Annotated in this window: 13 protein-coding genes; 5 read left to right on the forward strand and 8 right to left on the reverse strand. The window is 53.0% G+C overall.

Going from position 1 to position 15,602, the window contains the following annotated elements; translation table 11 throughout:
- Positions 1-394: 394 nt before the first annotated feature.
- From AC0TOF_RS14440 to mctS, 6 genes are all read right to left on the reverse strand, one after another.
- Positions 395-1,534: a porin gene (locus AC0TOF_RS14440; protein ID WP_473768772.1), complete on the reverse strand. Its 1,140-nt coding sequence runs from the start codon at positions 1,532-1,534 to the stop codon at positions 395-397.
- 337 nt (positions 1,535-1,871) lie between these two features.
- Positions 1,872-2,990: a TRAP transporter substrate-binding protein gene (locus tag AC0TOF_RS14445; RefSeq protein ID WP_473768773.1), complete on the reverse strand. Its 1,119-nt coding sequence runs from the start codon at positions 2,988-2,990 to the stop codon at positions 1,872-1,874.
- 59 nt (positions 2,991-3,049) lie between these two features.
- Positions 3,050-4,630: a TRAP transporter large permease gene (locus AC0TOF_RS14450; protein WP_473768774.1), complete on the reverse strand. Its 1,581-nt coding sequence runs from the start codon at positions 4,628-4,630 to the stop codon at positions 3,050-3,052.
- 10 nt (positions 4,631-4,640) lie between these two features.
- A complete protein-coding gene (locus AC0TOF_RS14455) occupies positions 4,641-5,189 on the reverse strand; it encodes a TRAP transporter small permease subunit (protein ID WP_122000605.1) in 549 nt (182 codons plus the stop codon).
- 150 nt (positions 5,190-5,339) lie between these two features.
- Positions 5,340-5,981, reverse strand: a complete 642-nt coding sequence (mctR, locus tag AC0TOF_RS14460) for a two-component system response regulator MctR (RefSeq protein WP_473768775.1) — start codon at positions 5,979-5,981, stop codon at positions 5,340-5,342.
- Positions 5,978-7,357 carry a two-component system sensor histidine kinase MctS gene (mctS, locus tag AC0TOF_RS14465; protein WP_473768776.1) on the reverse strand — a complete coding sequence of 460 codons (1,380 nt, stop codon included), beginning with the start codon at positions 7,355-7,357 and terminating at the stop codon, positions 5,978-5,980. The genes mctR and mctS overlap by 4 nt, the downstream gene beginning before the upstream one ends.
- Positions 7,358-7,505: 148 nt before the next feature.
- Here mctS and AC0TOF_RS14470 point away from each other — a divergent pair, with 148 nt between their 5' ends.
- From AC0TOF_RS14470 to AC0TOF_RS14480, 3 genes are all read left to right on the forward strand, one after another.
- A complete protein-coding gene (locus AC0TOF_RS14470) occupies positions 7,506-8,042 on the forward strand; it encodes a cupin domain-containing protein (RefSeq protein ID WP_473768777.1) in 537 nt (178 codons plus the stop codon).
- Between the two features lie 443 nt (positions 8,043-8,485).
- Positions 8,486-9,004 (forward strand): invasion associated locus B family protein, encoded by a 519-nt coding sequence (locus AC0TOF_RS14475; protein ID WP_473768778.1) that lies wholly within the window; start codon positions 8,486-8,488, stop codon positions 9,002-9,004.
- Between the two features lie 595 nt (positions 9,005-9,599).
- Entirely contained in the window at positions 9,600-10,376 is a 777-nt protein-coding gene (locus tag AC0TOF_RS14480; protein ID WP_473768779.1) for a hypothetical protein, read from the forward strand.
- Between the two features lie 526 nt (positions 10,377-10,902).
- Here the strand turns inward: AC0TOF_RS14480 and AC0TOF_RS14485 are convergent.
- Positions 10,903-12,318 carry an MATE family efflux transporter gene (locus AC0TOF_RS14485; RefSeq protein WP_473768780.1) on the reverse strand — a complete coding sequence of 472 codons (1,416 nt, stop codon included), beginning with the start codon at positions 12,316-12,318 and terminating at the stop codon, positions 10,903-10,905.
- 452 nt (positions 12,319-12,770) lie between these two features.
- Here AC0TOF_RS14485 and AC0TOF_RS14490 point away from each other — a divergent pair, with 452 nt between their 5' ends.
- Positions 12,771-13,799 (forward strand): trans-3-hydroxy-L-proline dehydratase, encoded by a 1,029-nt coding sequence (locus AC0TOF_RS14490; protein WP_473768781.1) that lies wholly within the window; start codon positions 12,771-12,773, stop codon positions 13,797-13,799.
- 48 nt (positions 13,800-13,847) lie between these two features.
- Here AC0TOF_RS14490 and AC0TOF_RS14495 read toward each other — a convergent pair whose 3' ends face one another.
- Positions 13,848-14,015, reverse strand: a complete 168-nt coding sequence (locus tag AC0TOF_RS14495) for a hypothetical protein (protein WP_473768782.1) — start codon at positions 14,013-14,015, stop codon at positions 13,848-13,850.
- Between the two features lie 70 nt (positions 14,016-14,085).
- Between AC0TOF_RS14495 and AC0TOF_RS14500 the strand changes: the two genes are divergently transcribed.
- Positions 14,086-15,579, forward strand: a complete 1,494-nt coding sequence (locus tag AC0TOF_RS14500; protein ID WP_473768783.1) for an anti-phage dCTP deaminase — start codon at positions 14,086-14,088, stop codon at positions 15,577-15,579.
- Positions 15,580-15,602 lie beyond the last annotated feature (23 nt).

Consider the following 15,602-nt stretch of genomic DNA (forward strand, 5'->3'; position numbering starts at 1 on the left):
CCGTACCATTCATCCGACTGGAGATCAGAATTGTAAACAGCGCAGTCCTTCTACGCTATCGAATGGCTCATCAAACATAGTATAAGAACATAAAAATGCAAATTACAATTTTTCCATACTAAAAATGGCCTGATCGTTATTTCATTTCGTTTTTCAATAATATTCTATTCAACTCGATATTTTATCGAGGCAATAAATTTTTAAAGTATTCCCAGGCTGTCACATCGGAGCGAGCAGATAAATTTATTGCTTGGAGCGGTTCCTGTTTTAACGGAATCGTGGGGACCGCACACCTAGTGGATTTCTCCGCATTTGCGAACGCAAACCGTTTCACACTTTTGGCTCGGAAATGCTCAGGCAAAATGGGAGGCCACTCCGGCCTCCCATATCAACATCAGAAGGAGCGCTGGAAGCGGACCATGCCCTGAACGGCATCCTTGCCGTTGAGGTAGGACTTGCTGTCCTGCCACTTGGTATAGGAAACTTCCGGCGTAACCGTGAAGCCCGGAACCATTTCATAGGCTACGTTGGCACTGGCGGCGAAAGTGCTGGTGCCATCATAGGCGACCTGCGCATTGATGACGGCCTTATCGGTCGCCTTGAATGCTGCACCACCCCAGACAGCCCAATCGCCGCCCCAGGTGCCGTAGAAGCTGCTGATCGCGCGAACCGAGCCAAGCACGTTGCCGCTGCTGTCGGTCTGCGTGATGTATTCGTCCTTGTTGGACTTGTAGCCGCCCATTGCCCAAACCGAGAAACGGTCCGTAATGTTCACGTCGGCGCGAACCTTGCCTGCCCACTCTTCGTTGCGGGCATCATAGGCGGCGACGCCTGCGATCTTGCCCCAACCACCTTCGTATTTCAGGCCACCGACAACATGCGGCGTGTAATCCTTGATGACGCCGTTGAAGCCGTATTTATTGTCCGTATCTTCATTGTTGCCCTGTTCGAGCGACAGGATGGCGGAGAAACCGTTGCCGCCGGTGAACGTATAGCTGATCAGATTGGTGCGATAACCGCCAGCGAGGATCACGTCATCGTTCTTGACGTCGCCGAGATAACCCGGAAAGGTAACGAAAGCTGATTCATCGAGACCGAGACGCAGGCCGCCAAGCTGGATATAGGCAAAGCGCAGAGAACCGGTCGAACCATCAACACCATCGGCCCAATCATATCGGGTTTCGGCATAGGTCTTCAGGGTGCCGAGCTCGGTTTCCGAAGCCGTGGAGAGACGCAGCGTAAAGCGGGCCTTGTTCTCCCAGGTATCACGGCCCGTATCGACCTTACCCTTATCATCGACAAAGCCGCGACCATAGACATTATCGCCGCCCTTCAAGTCGTAGCGGACATAGCCGGATATGCGCAGGCAGGTTTCTGTGCCCGGAATGTAGAAAAATCCCGCGCCATAGGCATCGCAAACGCGAACATATTCAACGGATTCAGGCTCCGGCGCTACAATAGCATCCGCAGCATATGCCCCCGTGGTAGCAACCAGCGCTGCGGTCGAGCCGAACAACAAGCTCTTGATTTTCATTTCACTGTCTCCAGAATTTTTCAGACGAGACGTGATAGAATGAATTATTCAAAATCATCAATTCCAATTTTAGAATAAATAGCGCTTTATGAAAGCATATGTGTCTATTCTGACACTAATTATGAATTACTTTACTTAGTAACAATAAACTATTTATAATATTTTTCCCAATTAATATTTGTAATATATTCACGCTAGCAACTTTTATGTAATTTATTATGCTGTTGCATGACGGGAAACAAAAAACGGGACCCGAAGGCCCCGTCTAAAAGCGTTTCTCATCCCGAGCGCGTTTTCGATCCGATTGAACCAGATCGGCGCCCTATCCCGCACGTGACTACTTGCCTGCCGCCTGCTGGGCATAGACATAGCTGTCATAGGTATATTCAGCGACGCGGAACCATTCGAAGCCCTCGTCACGGAATTTTTTCCACGACGGATAGATCTTCGCCCATGCGGGATTTTTCTCGTTGTATTCCGCGTAAAGTTCGAAAGCGACCTTATAGGCGGCGTCAAGCACGTCGCGCGGGAGCGGCTGGAGCTTCACGCCCTTGGACACCAGCGAACGGATGGCAGCGGTGTTCTTCACATCGTAAAGCGCAATCATGTTCTGGGTCGCGGCTTCGGCGGCTGAATTCAGTGCAACCTTGTAGGCCTCCGGCAGGCTTTCATATTGCTGCTTGTTGATGAAGAAATGCACCGAGGCGCCGCCTTCCCAGAAGGCCGGGTAATAGTAATACGGCGCGATCTGATAGAAGCCGAGCTTTTCATCGTCGTAAGGGCCGACCCACTCCGCCGCATCGATCGTGCCACGCTCCAGCGACGGATAGATGTCGCCGCCCGGAAGCTGCTGCGGGACGACGCCAAGACGCGACATGACTTCGCCAGCCACACCCGCAATACGCATCTTCAAGCCCTTGAGGTCCGCGAGGCTCTTGATTTCCTTGCGATACCAGCCGCCCATCTGTGCAGCGGTGTTGCCGCCGACGATGCCGACGATACCGTAGTCCGACAAGAACTGGTTATAGAGTTCGTTGCCGCCGCCATGATAAAGCCAGGCATTCTGCAGGCGCGTGTTCATGCCGAAGGGAATAGCAGTACCGATCGCGAAAGCCGGGTTCTTGCCGGTGAAATAATAGCCGCATGTATGGGCCATTTCGACCGTATTGGCCTGAACCGCATCGATGGCCTGAGGGCCCGGCACGATTTCACCAGCCTGAAACACCTGAATCTGGAACTTGCCGTCGGTCATTTTCGACACGGCATTCGCCATGAAAACCGCGCCGCCATAGATAGTATCCAGATTGTTCGGGAAGCCCGAAGTCAGACGCCAGCGCAATGTCGGCAATTCCTGCGCGATCGCAGGGGTTGCGAGCGCCGCTCCGCTCGTCGCTGCAGCGGCGCCGATTGCAGCACCTTTTGTCAGAAATGTGCGGCGGTTCAAATCCTGTTTCATGTCTCTCCTCCTGAGATTGTTCCGGTTATTTTACGGCCTGCGGAATGCTCGTTTTCCCCTCATTGCGCAGGTTTTTGCTGCTGATCCTTGTCCTGCCCGAAACTCGGCTGCGGCGAGCCGAACGATGGTGCCGGCAAAGGCTCATTCGATGGCGCTGGCGCCCCAAAAGGTGCGGGAGCTGCGCCGAATGGATTGCCGCCGCCAGAATCCGGCCCCAATTCCGGCATTGGCACATTGATCTGGATGGACGCCGGATCGGCCTGCGGATGGCCGCTCTTGTAATGGGTCACAATGCCCGGGAAGGTGATGATGATGCCGACCATGACCAGCTGGATTATCAGGAACGGGATCGATCCCATGTAGATCTGCCCGGACGTCACCGGCTGGATGGTAGCACCCGTCACCTTGTCCTTGTAAGGCCGGGATGGCGCGACCGAACGCAGATAGAAGAGCGAGAAGCCGAAGGGCGGATGCATGAACGATGTCTGCATGTTGACCGCCAGCATGACGCCGAACCAGACCAGATCGATGCCAAGACTGTCGGCCACCGGCGCCAGAAGCGGGATGATGATGAAGGCCAGCTCGAAATAATCGAGGAAGAAGGCCAGGAAGAACACCAGAATATTGGCGACAATCAGGAAGCCGACTTCGCCGCCGGGGATCGACGTCATCAGATGCTCGACCCAGACGTGGCCGTTGACGCCATAAAAGGTGAGCGAAAACACGCGCGCGCCGAGCAGAATGAAGATGACGAAGGATGACAGTTTTGCCGTTGCATAAAGTGCCGAAGTCAGCATCGTCATGTTGAGACGGCGGTTGATGATGGCAAGAAGCAGTGCGCCGACCGCACCCATGGCGCCGCCTTCCGTTGGCGTTGCGACGCCGATGAAAATCGTTCCAAGCACGAGGAAGATCAGGACTAGCGGCGGCACGAGCGATATCACCACGCGCTGCAGCAGCTTCCAGCCCTTCAGCGTGCGGGCTTGCGGCGGCAGGGCTGGCACTGAATCAGGCCGCATGATCGCCATGCCGATGATGAAGGCGCAATAAAAGCCGACCAGCAGGAGGCCGGGGACCAGCGCGCCCTTGTACATATCGCCGACCGAACGGCCCAGCTGATCGGCAAGCACGATCAGAACGAGGCTTGGAGGGATGATCTGCGCCAGCGTGCCGGAGGCGGCAATCGTGCCGCTCGCCACTTTGCGATCATAGCCGTAGCGCAGCATGATCGGGAGCGAAATCAGCCCCATGGAAATGACCGAAGCGGCAACCACGCCTGTCGTCGCGGCAAGAAGCGCACCGACCACGATAACTGCAAAGGCGAGACCGCCACGCACGGGACCGAAAAGCTGCCCGATCGTATCGAGCAGTTCTTCCGCCATGCCGCTTCGCTCCAGTATCAGCCCCATGAAGGTGAAGAAAGGAATGGCAAGCAAGGTCTCATTCGACATCTGGCCGAAGATGCGGTCCGGTATGGCACCGAACAGGTTGACCGGCAGAAGCCCCATTTCGATGCCGATGAAGCCGAAGCCAAAACCGACAAAGGCCAGCGCAAATGCCACCGGGTAGCCGAGCAACAGCACGACCACCAGCGACAGAAACATGAGGGGAGCCAGGTTTTCCGCGATAAAAGCAATCATATCTTCCCCCTCAGAGCGCCTTGGCTTCCGCATCTTCAAGAGCGACCGTGTCCGGTATGCGGCCTTGAAGAATGGCGATGCGCTTGATGAGTTCGGAAACGCCTTGCAACGCCAGCAGCCCGAAGCCGATGGGGATGAGCACCCAGACCGGCCAGAGAACCAGCCCGCCCGTATTGTTGGAGGTTTCACCGCTGGCGATCTTGGCTTCCACGATGGGCCAGGAGAGATAGATCGTGATGAGGCAGAAAGGCAGGAGGAAAAAGATCGTGCCGAAAATCTCGACCAGAAGCTGGGTACGACGCGAATAGCGGCTGTAGAGAAGATCGACCTTCACATGCTCGCTATGCAGAAGCGTGTAACCGGCTGCGATGAGAAACACCGCCGAGAACAGATACCATTGCGCTTCCAGCCACGCATTTGAGCTGACGTTGAACAGCTTGCGCGAAACCGCATTGACGGCGCTGATGAGCACGGCCACCAGTATCAGCCACGATATGGATTTCCCGATGAAATTATTGGCCGCGTCAATAGCGCGCGACAACGCCAGCAGAACTGACATCGCTCCTCCCCTCCTGTTCCGCCTCCTCAAGCGGTTTTGGAGCGAATGATAAGACCGGCGATTCCGCGCCGCAAGCAGACGAAAGTTCCAAGAAACAAACCGCTACCCATTAGTGGGTAAGCCGATATCGCGAAGCGGGCTGAATATCCTTTACTGCGAAGAAAGGCGCAGCCGATTTTCGATGGCATAGCGCGTCAGCCCGGCTGTGCTGGCAATTCCGAGCTTCTTCTTGATGTTCTTGCGGTGGGTTTCAACGGTTGCTTCGGAGATACCGAGCCGCGTTGCAATCTCACGATTGCTGCCGCCTTCGGCCACCAGCACCAGCACGTCGTTTTCGCGAACGGACAGACCTTCCGATTTTCTGTCGCCGCTGTCGAGCAGCGCTTCCGAAACACCGGAGGAGAAATAGGTGCTGCCCGACGCCACCGCATGGATGGCGGCAACAATTTCAGTCGTGGAGACGTCCTTCAGCACATAGCCGGAGGCGCCGCGCATGATGGAGGTCGAGATATATTCGCGGCTATCATGCATGGAAAGCATGAGAATGCGAATTCCCGGCAACTGCTTCTTGAACAGTTCGATAGCGTCAATACCGTTGAGAAGCGGCATATTGATATCCATCAGAACCACATCGGGATTGACGGAAAGCGCCAGTTCCAGAGCGCTCCGCGCATTGGAAGCCGCCCCGGCTATTTCGATATCGTCATAGGTTTCGAGTACGGCCCGCAGCCCATCCAGCACCAGCGGATGATTATCCACGAGCAATACGCGAATCTTGCATTCATTCGTCATGCGACTTCCGGTTCCCGCTTTCTTTCTGTTGCCGATTTTGGCAAGCGCGCGGTGAGCTGCGTACCATCTGCGCCGGTTTCAACCAAGAGCACCCCGCCGAAATGTGCCATCCGTTCCTGCATATTGCGCAAGCCCAATCCCGATAACTGATCTTTCAGGTCGCGCGCCGTGAAGCCATTGCCATTGTCGGCGACCGTCATGGTAACCTTGCCACTGGAACCCCAGAGCCGGATTTCGACATGGCTTGCACCGGAATGCCGCTCCACATTGGTAAGCGCTTCCTGCACGACACGATAAAGCGCGGTGCTTGCCTCCGGCTTCAGCGTCTCGTTCAGCCCATTTGCTTCCAGCCGTGTTTCAATGCCGGTTCGCTCCGAAAAATGCTCGCACAGGGCCTTGAGTGCCACCGTCAGGCCAAGATCGTCCAGAATGCGCGGACGCAGATCATGCGACAGCCGCCGCACTTCCTTGATTGCGCCATTAAGCGCATCCGATGCTTTCTCGATCGCAAGCGGCGCGCCTCCGCTGCCCATTCTCACCTGACGGCTTGCAAGATCGATAGCATAGCGAACCCCGACGAGATTTTGGGAAATACCGTCATGAAGCTCCCGTGCCAGACGCGCTCTTTCTTCTTCCTGTGTGTCGATGATGCGCTGCGCCAGTTCCTTCAGCTTGGTGTCGGCCATGCGCCGCTCACGCAGGTTAAGCAGCATGCAAGTGGCAAAGACAAGCATCACAGCCGGCACGGCGATCAGACTGACAATCAGAAACGTCGTGCGGATATTGGCACGGAAATCGGCGTTTGCGGCGGCAGTCTGCGCGTAGACATCGTCAAGATACACGCCCGTTCCCAGCATCCACTTCCACTTATCCAGGCCAACGGCAAAAGAGAGCTTGTCAGCCATTTCGCCGCTGGACGGCTTTTCCCATTTATACTGGTGCAGCCCTCCGCCTTCCTTGGCCTTGCCGATCAGATTGGCGATAACGCGATCTCCATCGGGATCGACGAGGTCCAGCCAGTTGTGGCCGGGCCGAAAAGTCTGGCGCGGATGAACGACATTGTTGCCGTTATAGTCATAGACAAAGAAATAGCCGTCGCGACCATAATCGAGCGAAGTCAGAACCTCCCGCACCTTCTCCATGGCAGCGGTATCGTTGGGACCGGCCTCATCGTAAATCTGCTGGATGGAGGAAAGCGCAAGATTGGTGAGATTCAGCAGTTCCGTTTCCTTCGCCTTGAGCATGTTCTTCTCGAAGGTGGCAATGCTGCTCTGGACGAGATTGGCGGACTGCCAGGTAATGAAGGCCGTGACCGTCAGAATGGCCACGATAAGCGGCACGATTGCCAGTGCAACGATCTGATAGCGTAGCGTCAAGTCCCAACCTCCAACCTCCAACCCTGGCCGTGACTTTAACGCGCGCGCCAAAAAGTGCGAAACGTTTTCGAGCGGAGGCAACCAGCCAGGCCCGGCATAAACATGCTCCTGACTTGTTGGGAGTATTCACGTCAAAAGATTCGATATATTGAAGAATACGCAGGCATATTACTCGGTTTTTTATATTAAAAATTCGAAGGATATTCAAATAATGATAAAAGGTGACTCCAAGCACCGGACTATATCAACAGCTACTCTTGCCAGGATTGCATGTATTGCAACGGCACTGACATTGCTTTCCTCCCCGCTTCAGGCAAAAGAACCGAACACCGGCAAGGCTGCAACAGTGACACCCATTTTGAAGACCGACCGGACTCTCGGCGGCGGCAAGATTGCCCTGCCGCAAGGCGATGTGGAAGTCATTGTTTCCCAATACGAAATCGCGCCCGGAGCAAGTTTGCCCGTGCACAAGCATCCTTATCCCAGATATGCCTATGTGTTTTCCGGCACGCTGAGCGTTTTCAATGAAGTGACGGGTAAAACGACCACGCTCAAGGTCGGAGACTTCGGCATCGAATCCATCGATCAATGGCACAAAGGCACCAATATCGGTTCGGAGCCCGTAAAACTGCTCGTTATCGATCAGGTCGAGAAGGGCAAGAATAACGTCATATTGAAGCAATAGGACGCGATCTGACCGAAGTGAAACGGGAGCCGCAAGGTGATGCCTCGTCCGACTGAATGAGATCGGCGTTTTGACTATTTGTCTTAATGCGAGCCTCCCGAAAGCGATTACCGCTTTCGGGAGGCTCCTGCATATTGGAGCGCATTCCGAAAAGTGTGAAATGGTTTTCGGAAAAATGGGCGGTAAAATAAATAGTTAGAGCGCCGATCTGATCCAATCAGATGGAAACACGCTCCAGAACCAGATGACCAACTTCCGAGCGCTATCTTGGCCGGAAACCATCCCGGAAACCATCCCGGAAACCATCATTGTATAATATATTATACTTATAGAATATTCTTAATAAAACCAATAAAACAATGGTATTGATTTCAAAAATGATTTTCCCTAAGAAAACATAGAACATACAGAATGCCTTTATTAAATTTAGAGAGATCCAATTTATGAAAACCTACCGCGCAATTTGCCTCGCATTTACCTTTGCCGCCATTTCCAGCGCATCGGCGCTCGCGGCACCGCTGCCGGGAGGAGCGAGCACGTTGCAGGAAACCTATCAGGACTGGACCGTTTCGTGCCAGTCGCAGAAGGAAGCCACCATCTGCGCAATCCGGCAGGAACAGAGCAGTTCCCAGACCGGCCAGCGCGTGCTGACGGCAGAGCTTCGCAATGTTGAAGGAAAGGTGGAAGGCGTCTTGCTGATGCCGTTTGGTCTCGATCTCGCCAAGGGCGCTTCGCTCAAGATCGATGAGACTGCCGGACCCAATCTCGCTTTCTCCACCTGCCTGCCGCAAGGCTGCCTGGCGCCGGTCGCGTTTGACGCAAAGCAGGTCGCGGCTCTCAAGTCGGGCACCAATATCAACATCACCACGACGGCATTGAGCCCAAGCCAGCCGGTCGCCTTCAAGATTTCCCTGAAGGGCTTTGGCGCCGCTCTCGACCGCATCGCCGCACTGACAAAGTGATCGGCTCCGAGCGCCTGAGGCAAAAGCCGCGGGCCTCGGCGGAAGTAGCGATTTTCAGCCACCAGTAAACCGGGGGCCGCCGTTTGCTGACCAGCATGACGGCCTTTGGAACAGACGCAAACAACCCTCTCCGGAGCGGCCACGGTTAGGACGCATCCCGAAGAATGTGAAATGCCGACGCAAGGAAATCAGTCCATCGACTGATTTCCGGTCCCGCTTCGATCAGATCAGATCATCACTCCGAACCGAACCAATGGAATCGCTCAACTATTTGTACTTCGCATTATCTCACGCGAATCCGCTTTGCGTCTTTTCTGGAAACACTATCGAGCACCAACAAGTCTATTTTTAGAATTTATATATATTTCGCCCTATATTTTTTCTGGAGATAATATATTCGGTAATAAATATTTAATAAAAATCGCATTAATACAATTAATAATAATACATCTTCATCAAATCTCACCTGAAATTAAACACAACCCATATAATTACGCAGAAATCTGAAATTCTTATTTCAATAATGCATCCGTTTAAGAATACAGATGCATTCGACGTGCCATTATTTATGTATATTTATTTTGAAAGAATATTAATGGTTCGCATTCCTAAGATATTACTACTTATTGGCGACGAGACAAATAGGTCTCTGGATTGTTTGACCCGCTTATTTCAGAACGCCGGTTATCGTGTCGTTCGCTATCATTTTCCATCGACGGACGGTGAGGATTCCGCCGCACGGGCCAGCCTGTTGCGGCGCGGATTAAAGGGCATGGGAGGACTGCGTAATATTTTCAACATAGCGGGTCCCTTTGATTTTGTAGTCAATTGCCTCGAAATGCCAGACGATCCAAGAAGCGGCAATTCAGATACGTTGAAGCTCTACTTCGACACCGTTATCCGCTTCGGGCGTATTGTGCAGATGATGGCCCCCTCCATGATAGCTCGATCGGGAGGGAAGTTTATAACTCTCTGCACGGAGCCATATGAATTTGAACGGGTTTCGGAAATTCAGGACGGTTTCATCGCCGCCATGGCTGGTTCTGTTCTTTTCGCGTCAAATCTGCTGCAACGCGAAGGCCTGGATTTCTACGGCGTGTTGCCGCTAAGGGAAAACAGCAACAACATGAACCGCCTGTCGACGCTGCTCCTCATGCTTTTAAGTGACGAGCTGGAGCTTTCGCGTCATGAAGTTATACTTGACGAATATGGCGTTCCACATGAGCTCGCCAACCGTATCGCTCACCTTTCTCTCGATGTCAGTATTTTCAACACGATCCTTGATGAGTTGAAGACACAGCGGTTAAATTTCGAGGGCTTTCCAGCGATACATCAGACATTGGCGGTCGAAAACTACCGCAAGGAGCTCTGATGTATGACAATGCACAGAAAGGGCAGACGCGGTCTCGTCCGATCATGTCGATACACTCAGAATGGATCGATACCAGCCTCATGATGCGACTGGTTGAACTGGAGAGCAATCTTCGGCACAACTTTTATATAAATGCCGAATTATTTCAGGATCAGAAATCCATTCCCCGGATAGTTCTGGATGAATTTTCATATATCGACATTAGTCCACTTAACTACAATTATAGATTCAACCATTATCACCGAATAATTGGATACTATATTGGGCTTGAAACAAGAACATTTAAAGTAATTTCAGATTATACTATTCAGCATGTCGAGCGCATGACGCAAATGACCCTTGGGGACAAGATGCAGGCTACAGCGCCTTGCGAAGATAGTCTGGACAGTTCGCATCCTCGCAGATTGATTGACTGGCTTACCCCATTTCTCTGGTTCGCGCTGATATTGCTAACTTCGTTCCTATTTCTGATAGGAATACCTCGTTAAAAAAGCCATGCGATCGCAGGATCGCATGGCTTTCTTATTCAGGCCGAATGCAGGGCCGAAATATGCGCCAGATGTTTGCGCCAGCGCAGCGTCATCAACACTGCAACGATGCCGAGACCCGCAGCAAGGCCGAGCCAGATTCCCTGCCCGCCCATTTCGAAATAGAAGGCCAGCACCGCGCCGAGCGGCAGCCCGACGCCCCAGTAGCCGAGCAGGGCAAGATACATCGGTATGCGCGTGTCGCGCAGGCCACGCAACATGCCCGCCGCGACGGCTTGGGCACCGTCAACCGTCTGGAACAACGCCGCCAGCGCGAGGAAGCTGACCGCCAGCTCCATCACCGGGATGTTCTGCGGATCGTGCAGATCGAGGAAAACCCCGATGAACAGGCGCGGAATCAGGATCATCAAGAGCCCCGTCACGGCCATGAAACCGACGCCGAGGAAATAGGCGCTCCAGCCCGCATAGGCAATCGCCTTTGGATTTCCCGCACCATAGGCACGGCCCACGCGCACGGTCGCCACCTGTCCGAAACCGAGCGGCACCATGAAGCTGAGCGATGCAATCTGGATCGCCACGGCATGAGCAGCCATCGCCGTTGGTCCGATGCGGCCCATCATGACCACGGCAGCATAAAAGATGGAAGTCTCGAACACGAAGGTCAGCGCCATCGGAATGCCGATGCGCCAGAGTTCAAGCAGGCGCGGCCAGTCTGGACGCCAGAAACGCCCAAACAGGTGATAGCGGCGAAAGCGGCGATGCCGCAGCGTGATCACCGCCAGGCCGAGGAACATCATTGTGCTCGACAGTGTCGTGGCGATGCCGGCGCCGTGCAGCTCCATGCGCGGAAAGCCGAAATGGCCGAAAATGAGCGTCCAGCCAGCCAGCGCGTTGAAACCGATGGCGAGCGCGGCAACCAGCAGGGTCCACATCGGCTTTTCCATGGCGGCGAAGAAAGACCGCAGGATGATGTAGAAAAGATAGGGCAACAGCGCCCATTGCAGCGTGTGCATGAAATCCGTTGAACGCGCGGCAATATCAGGCCGCTGGCCGAGGAAAAGAAAAATTTCCTCGCAGTACCAAAGAACGATCCAGATCGGCACCGCGATCATGATTGCTGTCCAGAAACCCTGACGCACCGTGCGCCGCACATCGCGCACCGAGTGGCGGTTCTTGCCCAGCGCGATGGCGATCATCGGCATCACAGCCGAGACAAGCCCCATCGAGAAGATCATGAGCGTATGATAAAAGCTCGTTGCCAGCAGGGCCGGGGCAAGCGTGTCTGCACCCAGACGCCCAATGAAGATGACGTCGGTCGCGGTCAATGCCGCCTGCGAAAGATTGGTGAAGATCAGCGGCCAGCCAAGTTTCAGCGCCGTGGCCATCTCCCGGCCCCAGCGCTGCGTGCCGGATTCATGGGGCTCCTGAAAGCCCGCATCGATTGTCCTGTCCATAGTCTGCTCCCCGAAGCATCCGGAGCCGTCGTCCGCCGGATGTTCCATTTGACTGAGGCCACACCCCGGAACATCAGAGACCAGGTCAATCTGAGAAGAGGCGCGGAAATACGATCATCGACCGTCCCATGCCGGCTAAGGGCGTTCATCGCTCAAAAAGCGACCACGCCCCCACTTTTCGGGTTGCTCAATTTCTATCGGGAACGTTGTGTATGTTCCAGAAACTGATCCGGAGCCAAGCGGGCTGCGCATCGATTTGCACAAAATTAGAGCAACATGGATACCAGACTCGCCCAAAGAAGCAACACGTCTCGAAACGGATTTTTCATCTCCTGACCGAAAGAGGAATGAAATCCTCATTCTGACGCGAAAGCGCAATTGCCCGTCCGATAAAGGATTGACGCTTGCGGCCTAACCGATAGGAATGATTGCATTTATTGCAGGGAGGCGTCATGCGCAGCACCAAGGTCATCCATATTGTCGGCTGTCATGCGGAGGGGGAAGTTGGCGACGTTATCGTTGGCGGTGTAACGCCGCCGCCGGGGGATACGCTGTGGGAACAGTCGCGATTCATCGCCCGCGACGAAACCTTGCGCAATTTCGTGCTCAATGAGCCGCGCGGCGGCGTGTTTCGTCACGTCAATCTGCTGGTGCCGCCGAAAGACCCGCGCGCGCAGATGGGCTTCATCATCATGGAACCGGCCGATACACCGCCCATGTCCGGCTCCAATTCGATCTGCGTTTCGACCGTTCTACTCGACAGCGGCATTATTCCTATGCAGGAACCGATGACGCGCATGGTGCTGGAAGCGCCCGGCGGCATCATCGAGGTGGAGGCCGAATGCCGCAACGGCAAGGCCGAGCGTATCTCGGTTCGCAACGTGCCGTCCTTCGCCGACCGGCTGGATGCGGCGCTGGAAGTCGAAGGGATCGGCACGGCCACGGTCGATACGGCCTATGGCGGCGACAGTTTTGTCATTATTGACGCGGCGCAGATCGGTATGAAGATCGAGCCGGATCAGGCGCGGGAGCTGGCCGAGATCGGCGTGAAGATCACCAAGGCCGCCAATGAACAGCTGGGCTTCCGCCATCCCGAAAAAGACTGGAACCACATTTCGTTTTGCCAGATCACCGAGCCGGTGACACGCGAGGGCGATGTGCTGACCGGCGTGAACACGGTTGCCATTCGCCCGGCCAAGCTGGATCGTTCGCCAACCGGCACCGGCTGTTCGGCACGCATGGCCGTTCTGCACGCCAAGGGCCAGATGAAAGCGGGCGAACGCTATATCGGCAAATCGGTGCTTGGCACCGAATTCCACTGCAAGCTCGACAAGGTGATCGAAATCGGCGGCAAGCCCGCCATCAGCCCGATCATTTCCGGTCGTGCATGGGTGACCGGCACGTCGCAGCTCATGCTCGATCCGAGCGACCCGTTTCCGGGTGGTTATCGTCTCTCTGATACTTGGCCGAACATGGCTTAAACAAAAAACCCCGCCAAGCGGGGTTTTTAGGGGATTTATCTGCAAATTTCATTGTCCGAAAGCACGATAAGAGTTCAAGTTATAATGATCTCTAAAATCCTGAACTGCTTCTTTCGAAGCATCTAAATTTTTTTTAGCAAGGTCACTGAGCTGATCCAACAATTTTTGCGATGGCTGTTCGTGAGCCTCTGCCCTTTTTTCCACTGCTTGTGTCATTGTCTTCCAACCTTTGTAGTGCCAATTTGCTATCAGATTCGCACGCAACGCTTAACAGATGCTCAACCATATGAACACCATTTCGAAATTTCGTCCAGCCACAACTGATCCAGAAATTGTAATCGGACTCGTGTCACCGGTGGGCACCGATCTGCAACCAGTGATTAATGCATTACAGAAATCGTTTGAACATTTTAAATATGATTTTCACCACATAAAAATTACAGATCGTTTTGAAACACTAGCAGGTGAAATGGGGTATGAGGGTATCCCAGTTGAAAAGAAATCTTCGCGAACTGAAAAATTCATCGAATTCGGAAATTATTTACGAGAAGTTTTTGGCAACAATTTTCTTTCGAGACTCGCGATTTGGGAAGTCGTTAATAAACGACTTTCATCAAAAGAAAGCAATAAGGAAAAGTATTCCCGAAACGTTTTTATTATAAATCAATTAAAAACACACGGAGAGATAGAATTATTACGGAGATGCTACGGTGAAGCTTTCTTTCAAATATCCGTATACTCTGCAAGAGATATTAGAGTTGACCACCTGGCAAAAACAATTGCGCATAATGAAAATAAAAGAGACAGCAACCCCTGCAGAGATAGAGCGGAGAAACTTGTAAACATAGACGAGAATGAAAATAAAAATAACGGACAACAGGTTGGGGAAATTTTTCAACTTGCTGATTTTGTTGTGAACGTAGATAGAGCAAGCACAAAACCTGTTTTTGAGCAAGTGGAAAGATTTGTTCATTTACTTTTTTCTTCGAACTCCATTTCTCCAAACCGATTTGAATATGGGATGTACTTAGCCCATTCTGCCGCATTAAGGAGCCTTGACCTTTCACGCCAAGTGGGCGCTGCAATATTCAGAGCCACCGGAGAAATAGCGACGCTTGGAGCTAATGAGGTACCTAAAGCTGGAGGAGGCACTTACTGGTGCGATGACCCGTTCGATGCCCGAGAATATATGCTTGGGCACGATAGCAATGACATTCGAAAGGACGAGTTGCTAAATGAGGTTGTAGATATTCTATCTGATGGAAAAGAACTTACTCAAACTCAAAAAGACCGTCTTAAAGATTCGCAGTTCATGGATGCACTTGAATATGGTCGAATAGTCCACGCAGAGATGAACGCGCTCAGCGACGCTGCCCGGCTAGGCATTCAGTTAAAAGATGGTGTTCTCTACTGCACAACATTTCCTTGTCATATGTGCGCCAAACACATTGTCGCTAGTGGCATTGCGAAAGTCATATTTCTGGAACCTTACCCTAAAAGTCTTACAGCCGATTTACATTCGGATGCCGTACACATCGAAGGGGCGTCTCGTGGTAAGTACAATAAGTTCCCAGCGTCAGAATTTATTCCTTTCTACGGAATTACACCGCGTCGATACCGTGAATTTTTCTACCGAAAAAAACGCAAACGGAACGGAAAATTTGAAGAATTTTATCCTAACGGCCCAAGGGTAATATTCCCTGTTATCGAACCACTATACGCAGATACTGAGTCATATATTCTCGATCACCTCTTCCAGAAAAGAGACGCAACCGAATAGTAAAATACTCCAAAAAAACCCCG

This window comes from Ochrobactrum sp. PL_is501 (assembly GCF_055816895.1).